This is a genomic window from Jannaschia sp. M317, from assembly GCF_025141175.1.
In the GTDB taxonomy this organism is placed as follows: Bacteria; Pseudomonadota; Alphaproteobacteria; order Rhodobacterales; family Rhodobacteraceae; genus Jannaschia.
Genome location: NZ_CP081155.1, coordinates 444,918 through 462,111, shown reverse-complemented (window position 1 = coordinate 462,111; position 17,194 = coordinate 444,918). Strand labels below are relative to the sequence as shown.

The 17,194-nt window shown below is 65.8% G+C and carries 17 protein-coding genes; 7 read left to right on the top strand and 10 right to left on the bottom strand.

Annotation, left to right across the window (positions count from 1 at the left end; all coding sequences use genetic code 11):
• Nucleotides 1-5 precede the first annotated feature (5 nt).
• Entirely contained in the window at nt 6-797 is a 792-nt protein-coding gene (gene radC / locus K3551_RS02450) for a RadC family protein (protein WP_259917394.1), read from the top strand.
• Nucleotides 798-849: 52 nt separating this feature from the next.
• Here radC and iolG read toward each other — a convergent pair whose 3' ends face one another.
• The 5 genes from iolG to iolD are packed head-to-tail and all read right to left on the bottom strand — an operon-like array spanning nt 850 to nt 6,375.
• Nucleotides 850-1,839: an inositol 2-dehydrogenase gene (iolG, locus tag K3551_RS02445; protein WP_259917393.1), complete on the bottom strand. Its 990-nt coding sequence runs from the start codon at nt 1,837-1,839 to the stop codon at nt 850-852.
• An 8-nt stretch (nt 1,840-1,847) separates the two neighbouring features.
• Nucleotides 1,848-2,681, bottom strand: a complete 834-nt coding sequence (locus K3551_RS02440; protein WP_259917392.1) for a class II fructose-bisphosphate aldolase — start codon at nt 2,679-2,681, stop codon at nt 1,848-1,850.
• Nucleotides 2,678-3,532, bottom strand: a complete 855-nt coding sequence (locus K3551_RS02435; protein WP_259917390.1) for a 5-deoxy-glucuronate isomerase — start codon at nt 3,530-3,532, stop codon at nt 2,678-2,680. The genes K3551_RS02440 and K3551_RS02435 overlap by 4 nt, the downstream gene beginning before the upstream one ends.
• A gap of 9 nt (nt 3,533-3,541) precedes the next feature.
• Nucleotides 3,542-4,516 carry a 5-dehydro-2-deoxygluconokinase gene (gene iolC, locus K3551_RS02430; protein WP_259917387.1) on the bottom strand — a complete coding sequence of 325 codons (975 nt, stop codon included), beginning with the start codon at nt 4,514-4,516 and terminating at the stop codon, nt 3,542-3,544.
• Nucleotides 4,516-6,375, bottom strand: coding sequence for a 3D-(3,5/4)-trihydroxycyclohexane-1,2-dione acylhydrolase (decyclizing) (gene iolD / locus K3551_RS02425; protein ID WP_259917386.1), 1,860 nt, complete (start codon nt 6,373-6,375; stop codon nt 4,516-4,518). The genes iolC and iolD overlap by 1 nt, the downstream gene beginning before the upstream one ends.
• 116 nt (nt 6,376-6,491) lie before the next feature.
• On the opposite strand from iolD, the gene K3551_RS02420 reads away from it, so the two are divergent.
• From K3551_RS02420 to K3551_RS02410, 3 genes are read left to right on the top strand one after another with little or no spacing between them, the layout of a single operon-like run.
• A complete protein-coding gene (locus K3551_RS02420; RefSeq protein ID WP_259917384.1) occupies nt 6,492-7,589 on the top strand; it encodes a Gfo/Idh/MocA family protein in 1,098 nt (365 codons plus the stop codon).
• A gap of 17 nt (nt 7,590-7,606) precedes the next feature.
• Entirely contained in the window at nt 7,607-8,497 is an 891-nt protein-coding gene (locus tag K3551_RS02415; protein WP_259917383.1) for a sugar phosphate isomerase/epimerase, read from the top strand.
• Nucleotides 8,498-8,507: 10 nt separating this feature from the next.
• Nucleotides 8,508-9,659 (top strand): Gfo/Idh/MocA family protein, encoded by a 1,152-nt coding sequence (locus K3551_RS02410; protein ID WP_409197398.1) that lies wholly within the window; start codon nt 8,508-8,510, stop codon nt 9,657-9,659.
• A 156-nt stretch (nt 9,660-9,815) separates the two neighbouring features.
• Here the strand turns inward: K3551_RS02410 and K3551_RS02405 are convergent, their stop codons facing one another.
• Complete coding sequence (locus K3551_RS02405) at nt 9,816-10,814, bottom strand: LacI family DNA-binding transcriptional regulator (RefSeq protein WP_259917379.1); 999 nt, start codon at nt 10,812-10,814, stop codon at nt 9,816-9,818.
• 231 nt (nt 10,815-11,045) lie between these two features.
• On the opposite strand from K3551_RS02405, the gene K3551_RS02400 reads away from it, so the two are divergent.
• From K3551_RS02400 to K3551_RS02390, 3 genes are read left to right on the top strand one after another with little or no spacing between them, the layout of a single operon-like run.
• Complete coding sequence (locus K3551_RS02400; protein WP_409197417.1) at nt 11,046-11,942, top strand: sugar ABC transporter substrate-binding protein; 897 nt, start codon at nt 11,046-11,048, stop codon at nt 11,940-11,942.
• Between the two features lie 60 nt (nt 11,943-12,002).
• Nucleotides 12,003-13,121, top strand: coding sequence for an ABC transporter permease (locus K3551_RS02395; RefSeq protein ID WP_259917376.1), 1,119 nt, complete (start codon nt 12,003-12,005; stop codon nt 13,119-13,121).
• Nucleotides 13,121-13,897 carry an ATP-binding cassette domain-containing protein gene (locus K3551_RS02390; protein WP_259917375.1) on the top strand — a complete coding sequence of 259 codons (777 nt, stop codon included), beginning with the start codon at nt 13,121-13,123 and terminating at the stop codon, nt 13,895-13,897. The genes K3551_RS02395 and K3551_RS02390 overlap by 1 nt, the downstream gene beginning before the upstream one ends.
• A 3-nt stretch (nt 13,898-13,900) precedes the next feature.
• Here K3551_RS02390 and K3551_RS02385 read toward each other — a convergent pair whose 3' ends face one another.
• From K3551_RS02385 to K3551_RS02370, 4 genes are read right to left on the bottom strand one after another with little or no spacing between them, the layout of a single operon-like run.
• Nucleotides 13,901-14,803 (bottom strand): ornithine cyclodeaminase family protein, encoded by a 903-nt coding sequence (locus tag K3551_RS02385; protein ID WP_259917373.1) that lies wholly within the window; start codon nt 14,801-14,803, stop codon nt 13,901-13,903.
• Complete coding sequence (locus K3551_RS02380) at nt 14,800-15,423, bottom strand: HAD family phosphatase (RefSeq protein WP_259917372.1); 624 nt, start codon at nt 15,421-15,423, stop codon at nt 14,800-14,802. The genes K3551_RS02385 and K3551_RS02380 overlap by 4 nt, the downstream gene beginning before the upstream one ends.
• Nucleotides 15,420-16,226, bottom strand: coding sequence for an S-formylglutathione hydrolase (gene fghA / locus K3551_RS02375; RefSeq protein WP_259917369.1), 807 nt, complete (start codon nt 16,224-16,226; stop codon nt 15,420-15,422). The genes K3551_RS02380 and fghA overlap by 4 nt, the downstream gene beginning before the upstream one ends.
• On the bottom strand, nt 16,227-17,162 hold the full coding sequence (locus K3551_RS02370) for an AEC family transporter (RefSeq protein ID WP_259917367.1): 936 nt from the start codon (nt 17,160-17,162) through the stop codon (nt 16,227-16,229).
• Nucleotides 17,163-17,194 lie beyond the last annotated feature (32 nt).

The following is a 17,194-nucleotide window of genomic DNA, read 5'->3' as shown; positions in this document are numbered from 1 at the left end:
GCGTCATGACGACTCGCCCTGATGCCCCCGCCTTTGCCGAGGCCCCTGCCCAGGATCTGTTTTCGGGCGCGGTCTCCGTTCCGCCGCCCGCCGCCCCTGCCCCGGTGGCGGCTCAGACGCCCGAAAGGGATCACCGCCTGCAGCATCGCGCGCGTTTGCGCGACCGGTTCATGCAGGGCGGTGCGGCTGCGATGCCGGATTATGAATTGTTGGAGCTGATCCTGTTTCGCGCCTTGCCGCGCGGCGACACCAAAGGGTTGGCCAAGCGGTTGCTGCGTACCTTTGGCGACCTGAACCGCGTCATGGCCGCGCCGCCGGCCCGTCTGGCCGAGGTAAAGGGCGTCGGTCAGTCGGTCATAGAACAGCTCAAGATCCTGGAGGCGGTGGGGCACCGCATGGCGCGGGCCAAAATCATCCATCGGCCCGTTCTGTCATCCTGGGATGCCTTGCTCGACTACCTCAAGACGGCGATGTCGCATCAGGGAGTGGAACGGTTCCGCACGCTTTACCTGGATCGCAAGAATGTTCTGATCGCGGACGAGGAACTGGCCGAGGGCACGGTGGACCACGTCCCCGTCTACCCGCGCGAGGTGGTGAAACGGGCGCTGGAGCTGAATGCCTCGGCGCTGATCCTGGTGCACAACCATCCGTCCGGCGACCCGACACCGTCGGAGGCGGACATCACCATGACCTATGCCATTCGCGATGCGGCGCAGGTGCTGGGCCTGGTGCTGCATGATCACCTGATCATCGGCAAGGCGCGCGAGCTGTCGTTTCGCGCCGAGGGCATTCTCTAGGCCGCGCGGCAGTGTCGCACGGCCAGAGATTGCGGGGCGCGTAGAAGGGCGGTCAGGCGAGCTGAACCGGTTGTCCGGTGGCGAGCGACTCCGCCGCCGCATCGGCCAGCAACTGGGCGCGCAACCCGTCGTGGATCGAGGGGCTGGGCACGGTTCCCGCGGTCAGGGCGGCGACGAAATGGGCCAGTTCCGCGCGGTAGGCACCTGCGTAGCGCTCCAGAAAGAAATTCAGCGTGGGGGCGCGGCGGAAGCCGGCCTCGGTGGCCAGTTCCACGCTGTGTTCCAGCACGTTTTCCGCCCGCAGCATGCCGCGCGCGCCGTGCACTTCGACGCGTTGGTCGTAGCCGTAGGTTGCGCGCCGGGAATTGGTGATCTGACAGATGCGCCCGGACGCCGTGGTCAGCGTCACCGCGGCCGTATCCACGTCGCCCGCGGCACCGATGGCCGGGTCGACCAACGCGGAGCCCACGGCAAAGACCTGCACCGGTTCCTCGTCCAGCAGGAACCGCGCCATGTCGAGGTCGTGGATCATCATGTCGCGGAACAGCCCGCCCGAGCTTTGGATATAGCCGATGGGCGGCGGGGCGGGGTCGCGCGACTGGATCGTCACGATTTCGACCGGGCCGATGGCACCGTCGGCGATCTGCTGGCGGACCTGCGCGAAATTGGTTTCGAAGCGGCGGTTGAAGGCCGTCATGAAGGGCACGCCCGCCGCCTCGACCACGGCGATGCAGGCACGGATCCGGTCGGCGGACATGTCCACCGGCTTTTCGCAAAAGATGGCTTTCCCGGCGCGGGCGGCGGCGTGGATGATGTCGAAGTGGGTGTCGGTGGGCGTGCCGATGATGATGGCGTCGATGGCCGGGTCCGCGATGATTTCATCGGTCGTGCGCGCGGGCGCACCGGTGACCTGCGACAGGGCCTGCGCCGCGCTGTCGAAGGCGTCCGAGACGGCCCCGATCCGTGCGCCGTCGGTCTGGGCCAGTGAGGCGGCGTGGACGCGCCCGATGCGGCCGCAGCCGAGAATGCCGAAGGTGATCATGGCTGTTCCTATGTGGCGGGCCCAAAGCCGCGCAGCACCCGGCGGGTGGCGGCGACCAGCGGGTCGTGGGTCTGTTTGAGGATTGCGACGCGGTCAAAGGCGTCCGGGTCGGCGGCCAGCGCGTCGCGCAGCGCGGTGCCAAAGGCCATGCGAAGCTCGGTCCCGATGTTGAACTTGCAGATCGCGGTTCCGCGCGCCAGGTCGCGGCGTTGCGCAAGGGGCACGCCGGAGCCGCCGTGGATCACCAGGGGCAAGTCGGTCACCGCCTCGATGGCGCGGATGCGGGCCGTGTCGAGGCCGCCTTCCTTGTCCTGCTGCAGGTGCACGTTGCCCACGGAAATCGCCATGGCGTCGACCCCCGTTTCCCTGGCGAAGCGGGCCGCTTCGTCCGGGTCGGTTCCTGCGGAGGCTTCGCCCGTGGCATAGCCGACAAAGCCGATCTCGCCCTCGCAGGAGATGCCCGCGCCATGGGCCAGTTCGGCCACCGCTGCCGTCTCGTCGATGTTCTGCGACAACGGCTTGCGGGAGCCGTCGAACATCAGCGAGGTAAAGCCCGCGTCCAGCGCCGCGCGGCAGTCGTCGAAGGTGTAGCCATGGTCCAGATGGGCCACGACGGGGACCGAGGCACCTTCGGCCAGGTGACGGAACATCGCACCCAGAACGGGCAGGGGCGTATGTGCGCGGCAAGACGGCCCGGCTTGCAGGATCACGGGCAGGTTTTCGGCTTCGGCGGCGGCGACATAGGCGCGCATGTCCTCCCAGCCCAGCGTCACAAGTCCGCCCACCGCGTAGCCGCCCGCGCGGGCGGCGGTCAGCACCTCTGCCAGGGTTGCGAGGGTCATTTGAACTTGGCCACCATGTCCTTGATGCCGGGGATCGTTTCGACCTGATAGGCGTGGGTCGGCTGGAAGAACTGCACGAGGCTGCGCTGCGTCAGGCCGCCCAGGATGGTGAAGTAATACATCTCGTAGCCGGGCATCACGACGCAGGGGTGATACCCGCTGTCGAGACAGATCGTGGAGCGGTCCATCAGCTGATAGGCGTCGCCGGGCTTGCCCTCTTCGCGCTGAATGATCTGCACGCCCGACCCGTGATTGGGCCGAAAGCGAAAATTGTAGGTCTCATCATGGCGGGTTTCGATGATGGTGCCATCTGCGTCGCGGCGGTCGGTATCGTGCTTGTGCGCCGGAAAGCCGGACCAGCCGCCCTGACCCACGGTGAACAGTTCCGACACCAGCAGGCGGCCGACGCGGTCATGCTGCTTCTGGCCCAGGATGTGTTTGATCTTGCGGTGGGTTTTCGTGTCGTCGCTGCCGTATTGCACCTTGTCGATGCCGCCCACGCGAACATCGAAGGGGTCCAGCACCTTGTCGTACTTCGCGCCTGCGATGAAGGTTTCGGTGTCGCGGGTGGCGACGATGCGGGTCTTGGCCCCGACGGGGACGTAGACGCCCTCCGGCTCCCCGTCCCAGACATCGGTGCCGCGATTGCCCAGCGCGGCAAAGGACACGCCTTCGACGTCGACATCGACGGTGCCGGTGGCGGGGACGATGCAGGTCTCGTAGCCGGGCACCTGGTATTCGAAGGCCTCGCCCGCCTTAAGCTTGACGATGTTGAAGTAATTGAGCGGCACCGTCGCGTCGTCGGCGTCCACGATGGGCTTGTTCTGGTTGTCATGGGGCGGGATGTGCATGGCGGGTCCTCAGGTATCGGTGGGGCCGGGGTGATCGGCCAGGAATGTGGTCAGGTCGTCGGGGTAGGGCATCGCGGGGGCGCAACCAGGGCGGGCCACGACGATCGCCGCACAGGCGGAGCCGCGCAGGATCGCCGTCTTCAGGTCGTGGCCCCCGGCGATGGAGGACAGAAGGCCTGCCATGAAACTGTCGCCGGCGCCGGTGGGTTTGAGCGCCTCGACCGGAAAGATGCCGGTGCGGATCTCTGCCCCGTCGACGAAGGTGATCGCGCCCTTTTCACCCATCTTGTAGATGACGGTGCGGCCCCCTTCGGCCAGGGCACGCGCCTTTCCGAGGCCGCGATCAAGGCTGCCCGCCATGAAGCCGAATTCCTCGTCGTTGCCGACGATCATGTCGGCGTTCTCGGCGGCGGCGGACAGTACCTTTTCGGCGACCGCCGCGCTGGGCCAGCTATAGGGGCGGTAGTCGACATCAAAAATCGCGGGCAGGCCCGCGGCCCGCGCCAGTTCGAAGGCGTGGAACGCGGCGGTGCGCGACGGCTCGGCGGCAAAGACGGTGCCTGCGGTGACCATCGCGCCGAAGCGGCTGAAATCCACGGCTTCGACGTCTGCGACCGTCATTTCGAAATCGGCGGCCCCGTTGCGGTAGATCACCGACTGGTGATTTTCTACCCGGCTTTCATAGAGGGCGAGCGAATTGCGCGCCTCGCCGCCCACGGGGATCACGTGGGCGGTCGCCACGCCATAGTGGCGCAGCTTGTTGACGCAGAAGCGACCCACCGAATCGTCCGAGACGCGGGTGACGAGCGTGGCGCGTCCGCCCAGCTTGACGATGCCCGCCGCCGTGTTGGCGGCAGACCCGCCCATGTCGGCGGTGAAGCTGGTCGCGTCCTCGGTGGCTGTGCCGGGAGCGGGAAACAGGTCCATGCCCACGCGGCCCACGATGACGAAATCGTTGCGGCGGATGCCGTCCATCAGATCCATCAGATGCCCTTTCGCTGGCGGGTGCGGGCCGTTTCGACCTCGGTGTGGGCGGCCGCGACCTTGGGATTGTCGGTGATGTGCGGCGTGCCCACCTCCCACCAGGTGTGGCCCTGGGTGGTCCAGCCGTCATAGGGGTCGACCTTCATCACGATCACATGGGTCTTGTCGCTGGCCTGCGCCCGTTTGAACGCGGCGCCCAGCTGTGCAGGGTTGGCGACGGTTTCCGCGGTGGCGCCCATCGCGGTGGCGTGGGCTTCGAAATCGACGGCGAAAGGGTCCGGGATGGTGGGGGCGTCGGCAATGAGGTTGTTGAAACTTTCGTTGCCGGTGTTGTTCTGCAGCTTGTTGATGACGGCAAAGCCGCCGTTGTCGAGGACCAGCACGATCAGCTTCTTGCGGGTCAGGACTGACGAATAGATGTCCGAGTTCATCAACAGGTAGGATCCGTCGCCGGTCAGGACGATGGTGTCCCGCTCCGGCTCCCGCTCCGCCTGGGCGATGCGCGCGCCCCAGCCGCCCGCGATTTCATAGCCCATGCAGGAAAAGCCGAATTCCACGTCGACGGTGCCGATGTCCTTGGTCTGCCAATGGGCCGTCACCTCGGCGGGCAGGCCCCCGGCGGCGGCGACGACACGGTCGCGGGGGTGGCACAGGTCATTCACCACGCGAATCGCCTGCGCATAGGAATTGGGACCGTTGCCGGGGCGAGTGATGTCGTCGGTATAGGCAACCCAGTCGCGGCGGGCGTTCTGCGCGAAGGTGACCCAGTCGGCGGGGGCGGAATAATCCCCCAGATCCAGCGCGGGCAGCGCCAGTTTGGCGTCGCCCACGACCGGCAGGGACAGGTGTTTCATCGCGTCGTGGCGACCCACATTCAGGCCGATGATGCGCGCGTCGGGCGCAAAAGCGGTCCATGAACCGGTGGTGAAATCCTGCAACCTTGTGCCCACGGCGAGGATCACATCGGCCCGTTCGGCGATGGAATTCGCGCTGTCCGAGCCGGTGACGCCGACCGGCCCGATGTTGAGCGGATGGTCCTGCGTCAGGTTCGCACGACCCGCGATGGTTTCGACGACCGGGATCTGATGTGCCTCGGCAAAGGCGGTCAACTCGGCCACTGCGCCGGCATATTGCACGCCACCGCCCGCGATGATCATCGGACGGTCGGCGGATTGCAGCAGCGCGATGGCATCCGCGAGCTCGGCGGCATCGGGGGCCTGACGGCGAATGCGGTGGGTGCGTTTGGTGAAAAAGCTTTCGGGGTAGTCGTAGGTCCAGCCCTGCACATCCTGCGGCAGGCCAATGAAGGCGGGGCCGCAATCGGCGGGGTCCAGCATCGTGGCCAGCGCGGCGGGCAGGCTTTGCAGGATCTGCGCCGGATGGGTGATCCGGTCCCAGAACCGGGTGACGGCCCGGAAGGCGTCGTTCACGCCCAGGGTCGGGTTCCCGAAATGCTCCAACTGTTGCAACACGGGATCGGGCAGGCGCGTGGTATAGGCGTCGCCACACAGCATCAGCATCGGCAGGCGATTGGCATGGGCCAGGGCCGCACTGGTCAAGAGGTTCGCGGTGCCGGGTCCGGCCGAGGCGGTGCAGAACATGAACCGCTGGCGCAGCCACTGCTTGCCGTAGGCGGCGGCGGCAAAGCCCATGCCCTGTTCGTTCTGACCCCGGTAAAGCGGCAGCGCATCGCGCGCGTCATAGAGCGCCTCGCCCAGGCAGGTGACATTGCCATGGCCGAAAATGCCGAAGCCGCCCCCGCACAGGCGGTGTTCCACCCCGTCGATGACGATGAACTGGTTGGCCAGGAATCGAATGATCGCCTGCGCCGTGGTCAGCCGGATGGTCGCGTTCGTCATGTGCCTCGATCTTCCCCAGGATGCGTCGCAAAGCGATTGCCGCTTGCGCGGTTTCGAATCCGACGATACAAATTTTGCAACCGGTTGCAAATCAAATAACGGACTGGCACCTCAAGATGCGGGAAATTGGGATCGGAATCGTCGGCGGCGGCTACATGGGCAAGGCTCATGCGGTGGCCATGTCCGCGGTCGGCGCCGTCTTTGACACCGCGCTGCGGCCGCGGTTGGAAATGGTCGCCGCCAGCTCGGACGCGTCGGCGGAACGCTACCGCGCGGCCTTTGGCTTTGCGCGGGGCACGGCGGACTGGCGCGCCCTGGTGGCTGATCCGAAGGTGGAGGCGATCGTCATCGCCTCGCCGCAGTCCACCCACCGCGCGATTGCCGAGGCGGCCTTTGCGCGGGGCCTGCCGGTGTTCTGCGAAAAGCCGCTGGGCGCCACGCTGGACGATAGCCGCGCCATGACCCGCGCCGCCCGGGGTCATGTGAACATGGTCGGCTTCAACTATATCCGCACGCCCGCCAGCCAATTTGCGCGCCAGCTTATCGCCGACGGCACGATCGGCGACGTCACCTGGTTCCGGGGCGAGCATACCGAGGATTTTCTGGCCGACCCCCGTAGCCCCGCCAATTGGCGCACGGAGGGCGATGCGAACGGTACCATGGGCGACCTGGCCCCGCATATGATCAACGCGGCGCTGGCCCTGATCGGCCCGGTCGCGTCCCTGATCGCCGAGGTCGAGACGGTGCACGCCGACCGCCCCGGCGGGACCGTCACCAACGACGACCACGCGCAGATGATGTGCCGCTTTGCGAATGGGGCCATGGGGCAGATGTATTTCAGCCGCGTCAGCCACGGGCGCAAGATGGGCTATGCCTACGAGGTGACGGGGACCAAGGGCGCGATCCGTTTTGACCAGGAAGATCAGAACGCGATCTGGCTCTATCTGGCGGACGACCCGGAACCTGTGCGCGGCTTTCGCAAGATCCTGACCGGTCCGGCGCATCCCGACTATGCGCCGTTCTGCCAGGGTCCGGGGCACGGCACCGGCTATCAGGATCAGATCATCATCGAGGCGCGCGATTTCCTGCGCGCCGTTGAGACCGGAACGCCCGTCTGGCCGACCTTTGCGGACGGTCTGGCGGTGCAGGAAATCGTCGTCGCCGCGCTGGCGTCCTCCCGTGCGAAGGCATGGGTGGACGTGGGCGCGGCCTGAACCTTCGGACGCAGACCATGACCATCAGAATCGGCAACGCCCCCTGTTCCTGGGGCATCGAATTTCCCAGCGATCCCGCCTATCCGCACTGGACCTCGGTGCTCGATCAATGCGCGGCGGCGGGGTACAACGGGATCGAGCTGGGCCCCATCGGCTACATGCCCGAAGACCCCGCGATCCTGGCCCCCGAACTGGCCCAGCGGGGGTTGGAGATCATCGGCGGTGTGGTGTTCCGCGCCTTCCACGATCCCACAAAATGGGACGATGTGATGGATGCCAGCATCCGCACCTGCCGCGCGCTCAAGGCGCATGGGGCGGAGCATCTGGTCTTGATCGACAGCATCTCGCCCCGCCGCGCCGCCACGGCGGGCCGCGCCGCCGAGGCCGAGCAGATGGACGCCACTGAGTGGGCCGCCTTTCGCGACCGCATCGCCACCATCGCGCGTATGGGGGCCGAGGACTACGGCCTGACCGTGGGCATTCACGCCCACGCGGGCGGATTCCTCGACTTCGAGCCGGAGTTGGAACGCCTGCTGGACGAGATCGACGACCGCATCCTGAAGATCTGTTTCGACACCGGGCACCATTCCTATGCGGGGTTCGATCCCGTGGCGTTCATGGACCGGCACATGGACCGGATTTCCTACATGCACTTCAAGGACATCGACCCGAAGGTGAAGGCCCGTGTCGTCGCCAACCGCACCGATTTCTACAAGGCCTGCGGGCAGGGCATCTTCTGCAATCTGGGCGAGGGGGACGTCGATTTCCCCGCCGTGCGGCAGCGGCTGCTGGACGCGGGGTTCAGCGGGTGGTGCACCGTCGAGCAGGACATGGATCCAAGCCAGCCGGGCACGCCCTTGGAAGACGCGCGGGCGAACCGCGCATACCTGCAATCCATCGGATTTTGAGGGGATGGGCATGAAGCTGAAATGGGGCATGATCGGCGGCGGCGAAGGCAGCCAGATCGGACCGGCGCACCGTCTGGGCGCGGGGTTGGACGGGCTGTTCGACTTTGCCGCCGGGGCGATGGATCACCGGGCCGAGGCAGGCATCGACTATGGCCGTCGGTTGGGTCTGGGCGACCGGGCCTATGGCAGCTGGCAGGACATGCTGGCGGGCGAACAGGCGCGCGATGACCGGGTCGATCTGGTCACCGTGGCCACGCCCAATTCCACGCATTACGAGATCACCAAGGCCTTTCTGGAGGCCGGTTTCCACGTGCTTTGCGAAAAGCCGATGACCATGTCGGTGGAGGAAGGCGAGGACATCGTCCGCACCGCGCAGGCGACGGGCCGCATCTGTGCGGTCAACTATGGCTACACCGGCTATTCGCTGGTCCGTCACATGCGGGCGATGGTGGCGCGGGGCGATCTGGGCGCAATCCGGTTGGTCAAGGCAGAGTTCGCCCATGGCCACCACGCCGACGCCGCCGACGCCGACAACCCGCGCGTGCGCTGGCGCTATGACCCCGCGCAGGCGGGCGTGTCGGCGCAGTTCGCGGATTGCGGCATCCACGCGATGCACATGGCCAGTTTCGTGACCGGGCAGGAGGTGACGAAGCTTTCCGCCGATACCGTGTCCTGTCTGCCGTCGCGGGTTCTGGAGGATGACGCGATGGTCAACTTCCGCATGGATGGGGGCGCGGTCGGGCGGCTTTGGACATCGTCGGTGGCAATCGGGCGGCAGCACGGGCTGGGCATCCAGGTGTTCGGCGAAAAGGGCGGTCTGCGCTGGTCGCAGGAGCAGCCGAACCAGCTGTATTGGATGCCCTTGGGCGGGCGGTTGCAGGTGATCGAGCGGGGCGAGGGCAACCTGTCGCCCGAGGCCGACCGCACCAGTCGGGTGACCGTGGGCCACGCCGAAGGCATGCCGTTGGCCTTCGCCAATATCTACAAGGATCTGGCCGAGGCGATTGCGGCCCAGAAAGAGGGGCGCGCGATGGATGCGGCGGCGGATCTCTACCCTCGGGCCGAGGATGGTTTGCGCTCGATGGCGGCGGTGGAGGCGGTCGCGGCCTCCGGCCAGCAGGACGGGATCTGGCTGGACGCGCGCCCGCCGATGTTCCGCTAGGCGCAAGTTGGCATCGGCCATTGGCCGATGCCGCGCATCGCAGGGTCGCCCGTGGGCACGGCGATTTGGCCGGCGGGGACGGCAGGCCGTCTTTGCCGCTCTAAATTGCTTCGGCTTGGGCCGCCGCCGAACTGCGGCCCGCCGATATGCGCCTTGTCAAACCTTGGGGCGCAGGGTCGACCGGTCCACAACGTGGCACGGGAAAAGCCGCGCCTCGGGGTAACGGTCCGGCTCATCCAGCATGGCGGCCATGAGTTCGACCGAGGAATTCACGATCTGCTTGATCGGCTGGCGGATGGTGGTGAGCGCGATGTTCTCCCAGCCCGACATCTCCATATCGTTGAAGCCGATGACGCCCACGTCTTCGGGCACGCGTTTTCCAACATCCCGCAGCGCGCTGAGCGCGCCGATGGACAGGACGTCGTCGCCGCAGAAATAGGCCTCGGCCAGGGGGGCCTTGGCCAGGCGCAGCATTTCGGTGCGGCCCGCCTGAAAGGAATAGGCCTCTGCGAAGGAATGGGTGACGGTCACGTCCGGGTGGTTGGCCAGCACCTCTCGGAAGCCCTTCAGGCGGTCCTGGGTCGAGGTCGCCGCCTCGGGCCCGCCCAGAAACGCAACCGACCGATAGCCCCGCGCCATCAGTTCCGTCGCGGCCATGCGCCCGGCTTCGGCGTTGTCGATGCCGACGACGTGGACCTGCGGGCTGCTGGAATAGCGACCGAAGGTGTTGACCACGGCCATGCCCCGGTCCCGGAACGCCTTGGAAAAGGCGGGCGGCAGGGTCGAAGAGGCGACGACCACCCCGTCGACCGAGTATTGATGCAGCATCTGGACCGATTGTTCGGGATCGGTTTCATTGCTCAGATTGACCAGCAGGGGGCGGAGCCCGCGATCCTGCAAGCCACGCGTGAACAGGTCGAAAACCTCCAGGAAGATCGGGTTGTGGAAGTTGTTGGACACCAGCCCGATCAGCTTGGTGCGGCGGGTCGTCAGGCTGCGGGCGAGGAAATTGGGCTGATATCCCAGCTCTGACGCCGCTTTCTCGACTTTCTGGCGCATCTTGGCCGAGACGGAGGCCCCGTCGGTGAAGGTTCGCGATACCGCCGATGTCGAGACCCCCGCCCGTTGTGCCACGTCCTTCAAGGTTGCCGACATGCCCGTCTCCCGCATTCCGCCCAAGGTTTCCCATAGCTTGCCGGGTGTCGTCCACCGCAAGAACGCGATGACAATTTGCAACCGGTTGCAAAAAATTCGAATCCGTGTTTGTCTGAGCGGGAGCTGCGGGGGCACCCCGCCAACTCATGCCCTGACAGGCAATTCTGGGAGGAAGAAATGAAGTCGATTATCAAGTCTCTGATGGTAACCGCGGCGATCGTCGCGACGCCCATGGTGGCGGTTGCGGATGGTCACGGCGATGACCTGAAATACATCCTGGTCAGCCATGCCCCCGACAGCGACAGCTGGTGGAACACGATCAAGAACGGCATCGCGCTGGCGGGCGAGCAGATGGACGTCTCGGTCGAGTATCGCAATCCGCCGACCGGCGATCTGGCCGACATGGCCCGCATCATCGAACAGGCCGCCGCCTCGCAGCCCGATGGCATCATCACCACGCTGGCCGATTTCGACGTGTTGTCCGGCCCGATCCGGGCCGCCGTCGATCAGGGGATCGACGTGATCATCATGAACTCCGGCACGCCGGAGCAGGTCCGCGACGTGGGCGCCCTGATGTTCGTGGGCCAGCCCGAGTATGACGCGGGCCTCGCCGCCGGTCTGCGGGCCAAGGGCGACGGCGTCGGCAGCTTCGTCTGCGTCAACCACGTCATTTCAAACACCGTGGTGGCCGAACGCTGCCGTGGCTTTGCCGACGGTCTGGGCGTGGAGCTGGGCGACAGCATGATCGATTCGGGTCAGGACCCGGCCGAGATCAAGAACCGCGTCACCGCCTATCTGACCGCCAACCCGGAAACGGATGCGATCCTGACGCTGGGCCCGACCTCTGCCGATCCGACGATCCTTGCGGTCAAGGACATGGGTCTGGATGGCGACATCTATTTTGGCACCTTCGATCTGGGCACGGAAATCGTGAACGGCATCAAGGACGGCACAATCAACTGGGGCATCGACCAGCAGCCGTTCCTGCAGGCCTATCTGCCGGTCGTCGTTCTGACGAACTACGATCGCTATGGCGTGCTGCCGGGCAACAACATCAACTCTGGCCCCGGTTTCGTCACCAAGGATGCGCTGGGCAAGGTCGAAGAGTTCGCGGGCGAGTTCCGCTGAGTCGATGACAGGTTACGGGCGGCCTGAACGGGCCGCCCGTTTTCATTCCGGGAGGACAGAATGGCTGACACGCCACAGGCGGTGCTCGATGAGCGCCTGAAGGAAATCTCGCCGCTGCGCCGCGCGCTGATCCGGCCCGAGCTGGGGGGCATCATCGGCACCATCGCGGTGTTCACCTTCTTTGCGTTGCTCGCCTACGACAGCGGCATGTTCAACGCCCAGGGGGTGATGAACTGGTCCACCGTCTCGGCGCAGTTCATGATCATCGCGGTCGGGGCCTGCCTGCTGATGATCGCGGGCGAATTCGACCTGTCGGTCGGGTCGATGATCGGGTTCGCCGGCATGATGATCGCCATCTTCGGCGTGACGCTGGGCTGGCCCATGTGGATTGCCATCCTGATCACCTTCGCCATCTGCACGGCCTTCGGCGCGCTGAACGGCTACATCGTCGTGCGCACCGGGCTGCCCAGCTTCATCGTGACGCTGGCCACGCTGTTCATCCTGCGCGGCTTTACCATCTTCATTCCCCAGACGGTCGAGCGGAAGACCATCATCGGCGGCATCCGGGAGGCGGCCGAGGGCGACTGGCTGGCCCCGGTATTCGGCGGCAAGATTCTGACCGGGCTGTTCCAGTGGTTCGGGGACATCGGGTTGATCGACACCTTCACGCGCGGCAACCGCGAAGGGCAGCCCGTCGTCGACGGCATCCCCATGCTGATCGTCTGGGCCATCGTGCTGATCGTGTTCGGCCATCTGCTGTTGACGCGAACCCGGTTCGGCAACTGGATTTTCGCGGCGGGCGGCGATGCGCAGGCGGCGCGCTATGCGGGTGTGCCCGTCAATACGGTCAAGATCGCCATGTTCATGTTCACCGCCTTCTGCGCGACGGTCTTTGCCGTCTGCCAGGTGATGGAGTTCGGATCGGCTGGGGCGGACCGCGGTCTGCTCAAGGAATTCGAGGCGATCATCGCCGTGGTCATCGGCGGCGCGCTTTTGACCGGGGGTTACGGGTCCGTCATCGGGGCGGCGCTGGGGGCGCTGATCTTCGGGGTGGTGCAGCAGGGCCTGTTCTTCGCCAATGTCGAGAGCTCTCTCTTTCGGGTGTTCCTGGGCGTCATCCTGCTGCTGGCGGTGATCCTGAACACCTACATCCGCCGCCTGATTACGGGAGAACGCTGATGGATCCGATCATCCGCATGCTCGATATCCAGAAACACTTCGGCTCGGTCATCGCGCTGGCCGGGGTGACGGTGGATTTCTATCCGGGCGAATGCCACTGCCTGCTGGGCGACAACGGGGCGGGCAAGTCGACCTTCATCAAGACCATGTCGGGGGTGCACAAGCCCACCTCGGGCGAGATCTTCTTCGAAGGTCAGCCGATGCATTTTTCGGACCCACGAGACAGCATCGCGGCGGGAATCGCGACCGTCTATCAGGATCTGGCAATGATCCCGCTCATGTCGGTCAGCCGGAATTTCTTCATGGGCAATGAGCCGATCAAGAAAATCGTGGGCCTGCCGTTCTTCGACCATGACCATGCCAACGAGGTCACCATGGCCGAGATGCGCAAGATGGGCATCAACCTGCGCGGCCCGGACCAAGCCGTCGGCACCCTGTCGGGCGGCGAGCGGCAGACGGTGGCCATTGCGCGCGCCGTCTATTTCGGGGCCAAGGTCCTGATCCTGGACGAGCCGACCTCGGCGCTGGGCGTGCGGCAGACGGCAAACGTGCTGGCCACGGTGGACAAGGTCCGCAAGCAGGGCGTTTCGGTCGTCTTCATCACCCACAACGTGCGCCATGCCATGGCCGTGGGCGACCGGTTCACGGTGCTGAACCGGGGCAAGACATTCGGCACCGCCATGAAGGGAGAGATCACGCCCGAGGAGTTGCAGGACATGATGGCCGGTGGTCAGGAATTGGCCACGTTGGAGGGATCGCTGGGCGGCACCGTCTAGGGATCAGCCTGCCGTATCAATGATATAGCGGGCGGTCATCAGGTCCAGGTGCGCCCCGCCACCGTTCTTGAACAACGTGATCTCTTCCTGCGAGGTGCGCTGCATGCCGTTCGCGTCGTAATAGTCAGCGCGGACGGCGTCTCGCGCGATGACCCCGGCGGCCAGCGGTATCTTCAACTCTCCGATGTGGTCGAGCGTGGTGTCCCGGCTGTCCACGTGGATCGTGGCGCGCCGCAGAACCGCGTCATCCGCCTCGCGCATGTCGGGTCGATAGGCCCCGATCAGGTCGATATGTTGGCCGGGGCGCAGCCAGTCACCACGCAACAGGGGGGTCGTCGACATTGTGGCGCAGGTGACGATGTCGGCCTCGGGCACGGCGGTGGCAAGGTCGGGGGCGTGCTCGATGCCCCGCGCCTCGGCAAAGGCGCGTGCGGTCGCGGGGGTCCGTGACCAGACCGCAAAGCGGGCCTGGGGGAAGGCCGCGGCATAGGCCTCGTGCAGGGATGCGGCGACCGTTCCCGCGCCTACGATCAGGATGCGGCGGCTGTCGGGGCGCGCCAGCCGCGTGGCTGCCAACAGGCTGTCGCCCGCGGTCTTCCATTTGGTCACAAGGGCGAAATCCAGCATCGCCGCCAGCGACCCGTCGGTATCGTCGAAAACAGACACGGCCCCGCCGACGGTCGGTTTGCCCGCCGCCGGGTTGCCCGGAAAGATCGTCGCCGTCTTGACCAATGCGCCCAGCCCGTCGATCCAGGCTGCACGGGACAGGATCGTGTCGTCGCCGCGATAGAGAAAACTGTCCCGCACCTCGGCCCGTGGCAGCCGGTGCCCCGCCGCCAACGCGCGGGTCAGGGCCAGCCAGTCCAGCGCGCTTTCTGCGTCCGGTCCTATGATACGGGCGCTCATGCCGCCTCTGCCTCAGACAGCAGTCCCTCGGCCACCAGCCGCCTGGCCCAGCCGTCAGGTCCTTCGAACAGATGCGTCCGCCAGCCCCGCGCCTGGGCGGCGGCAATGTTGTCGGCGCGGTCGTCGGTAAACAGCAGGTCCCCACCGCTCAGGCCGGTTGCGTCCTCCAGCATTTCATAGATGCGGGCCTCGGGCTTGATGACCTTCATGTGGCCGGAAACGAACGCCTGATCGAATTCCGACAGGAAATCATAGCGGGTCAGCGCCAGATCGAAGGTGCCGACGCCAAAGTTCGTCAGGGCATGAACCGGCACGCCCCGTGTCCGCAGCGCCCGCATCATCCTGACGGACCGGTCGATGGCAGGGGTGGCCAGATCCAGCCAGTTGTCATGCCACATGCGGATTTCATCGGCAAAGGCGGGCGTCGCCTCGGCCACCTCGTAGATCACCTCGCGGAAGCCTTCGCCGCGGTCGACCCGGTCGTTCATGCCGTGCAGGTCGACGGCCGCGAACATCTCGCGGCGGCGGGCCTCGCCGATGATGCGGTCGTAATACCGTTCCGGTTGCCATTCGATCAGGACGTTGCCGATGTCGAAGATGACGGCCTTCGGCACGCTCATGCCAGATGCTCTGCGTGGAAGGCGACGTGATCGGGGGCAAATGTGCTGACGAAGAAATAGCTGTGGTCGTATCCCTTGCGCAGGTTGACCGAGGCCTCTGTGCGGGTTTGGGCCAGGGCGGCCACAAAGGCCTCCGTCCCCAATTTGTCGTAGAACTGATCCGAAGTGCCTGTGTCGATCAGGCAGGGTGGCAGTTTGCCGCCCACCGACAGCAGGCGCGTGGCGTCATGCGCCTCGGCCCCACCGGTATAGGCGGTCAGCTGGGGCGTGCCCCAATCGCTGGCGGACGGGTTGCAGATCGGCGCGAAGGCCGAGACGGATCGGTAGGTGCCCGGATGTTTCAGCGCCAGTGTCAGCGCCCCGTGACCGCCCATGGAATGGCCGGTGATGCCCTGCCGGTCCGCGTCCAGGTCGAAGGCGGAAAAGACGACCTCCGGCAGGTCGCGCGTGATGTAGCGTTCCATCTGGAAATGCCGGGCCCAGACGCCTTCGGTCGCATCCACGTAGAACCCCGCGCCCTGGCCCATGTCATAAGCCTCCTCGTCGGGAACACCTTCGCCGCGCGGCGAGGTGTCGGGAAAGACGATGGCGATCCCCGTGTCGGCGGCCCAGGCCTGCAATCCGGCCTTGGTCATCGCGTTCTCATGGGTGCAGGTCAGGCCCGACAGATACCACAGCACGGCGCCCGTCGGCGCGGGCGGCAGAAACAGGCCAAAGGTCATTTCGGTCCCGGTCCCGTCCGAGGCATGGGCATAGACACCCTGGGTGCCGCCAAAGCAGCGGTTTTCAGAGAGGGTTTTCATTCAGATGCCTCCTGTGAGCAGACCGATGATGACCGACACGGTGACAATGGACACCGCAGTCGACACAAGAATTGCGGCGCTGACCCGTTGCGGGGCCACGCCGTAGTGTTGCGCCAGCATATAGACGTTGCCCGCCACCGGCAGGGCTGCGGCAGAGATCATGACCGTGGCCGCGAACGGGTCACCCACCGGAAAGATCACCAGCGCGGCCAGCGCGACGGCGGCCGGGTGCAGCACTAGCTTGCAAAAGGTCAGCCAGCCCGCGACCGAGATCCGCTCGGCCGTCTTGCCCGCAAGCGAGGCCCCGATGGCGAACAGCGCGCCGGGCGTCGCGGCGGCCCCCAGCAGGGTCAGGAATTCGTTGACGGGCACCCACAGCTGTCGCCCGGTGGCCGACCAGGCCAGGCCGGCAATCATCGAGACGATCATCGGGTTCTTGACCAGTCCCAGCCCGACCGTGCGCAGGGTCGACAGCGCGATGCGCCCGTCGCGCGACCCGGTAATCAGGATCACGATCAGCGAGGAAAAGACGATCAAGTCGGTCGACAGGACCATCAGCATGGGCCCCGCGCTTTCTGGACCCAACAGCAGGACGAACATCGGAATGCCGAGAAAGCCGACGTTCCCGATGACGGCACATTGCGCCTCGACCGCCGATTCCGTGATGGGCAGCCCGCGCAGAAAGCCCACCGCAGTCGCGATCAGATAGACCACGCCGCACCCCCAGAGGTAGGCGATGATGAACCTTGTATCGAAGATCTCGGCCAGGGTCAGGTTGGCGGCAAAGTTGAACAGCATCGCGGACAGCGCGAAGTAAAAGACGAATTTCGTCAGATAGGCCGTGGCCTCGGCGGTAAAGAACCTGGTCCGGCCCGCAAGATAGCCCAACCCGATCAGGGCAAAGAAGGGTATCGTTTTCAAAAAGATCGCGAGCATGGGGAACGGCTAGACCTCTGCGCGCGGGCTGT

Bases quoted from the DNA above. Each gene is read 5' to 3' on its own strand.
- K3551_RS02385 (WP_259917373.1), bottom strand. From the start codon at position 14,803: ATGAGCGCCCGTATCATAGGACCGGACGCAGAAAGCGCGCTGGACTGG.
- K3551_RS02370 (WP_259917367.1), bottom strand. From the start codon at position 17,162: ATGCTCGCGATCTTTTTGAAAACGATACCCTTCTTTGCCCTGATCGGG.
- iolG (WP_259917393.1), bottom strand. From the start codon at position 1,839: ATGATCACCTTCGGCATTCTCGGCTGCGGCCGCATCGGGCGCGTCCAC.
- K3551_RS02420 (WP_259917384.1), top strand. From the start codon at position 6,492: ATGCGGGAAATTGGGATCGGAATCGTCGGCGGCGGCTACATGGGCAAG.
- K3551_RS02435 (WP_259917390.1), bottom strand. From the start codon at position 3,532: ATGCACATCCCGCCCCATGACAACCAGAACAAGCCCATCGTGGACGCC.
- K3551_RS02415 (WP_259917383.1), top strand. From the start codon at position 7,607: ATGACCATCAGAATCGGCAACGCCCCCTGTTCCTGGGGCATCGAATTT.
- radC (WP_259917394.1), top strand. From the start codon at position 6: ATGACGACTCGCCCTGATGCCCCCGCCTTTGCCGAGGCCCCTGCCCAG.
- K3551_RS02405 (WP_259917379.1), bottom strand. From the start codon at position 10,814: ATGTCGGCAACCTTGAAGGACGTGGCACAACGGGCGGGGGTCTCGACA.
- K3551_RS02380 (WP_259917372.1), bottom strand. From the start codon at position 15,423: ATGAGCGTGCCGAAGGCCGTCATCTTCGACATCGGCAACGTCCTGATC.
- iolD (WP_259917386.1), bottom strand. From the start codon at position 6,375: ATGACGAACGCGACCATCCGGCTGACCACGGCGCAGGCGATCATTCGA.
- K3551_RS02410 (WP_409197398.1), top strand. From the start codon at position 8,508: ATGAAGCTGAAATGGGGCATGATCGGCGGCGGCGAAGGCAGCCAGATC.
- fghA (WP_259917369.1), bottom strand. From the start codon at position 16,226: ATGAAAACCCTCTCTGAAAACCGCTGCTTTGGCGGCACCCAGGGTGTC.
- K3551_RS02440 (WP_259917392.1), bottom strand. From the start codon at position 2,681: ATGACCCTCGCAACCCTGGCAGAGGTGCTGACCGCCGCCCGCGCGGGC.
- iolC (WP_259917387.1), bottom strand. From the start codon at position 4,516: ATGGATCTGATGGACGGCATCCGCCGCAACGATTTCGTCATCGTGGGC.
- K3551_RS02390 (WP_259917375.1), top strand. From the start codon at position 13,121: ATGGATCCGATCATCCGCATGCTCGATATCCAGAAACACTTCGGCTCG.
- K3551_RS02400 (WP_409197417.1), top strand. From the start codon at position 11,046: ATGGTGGCGGTTGCGGATGGTCACGGCGATGACCTGAAATACATCCTG.
- K3551_RS02395 (WP_259917376.1), top strand. From the start codon at position 12,003: ATGGCTGACACGCCACAGGCGGTGCTCGATGAGCGCCTGAAGGAAATC.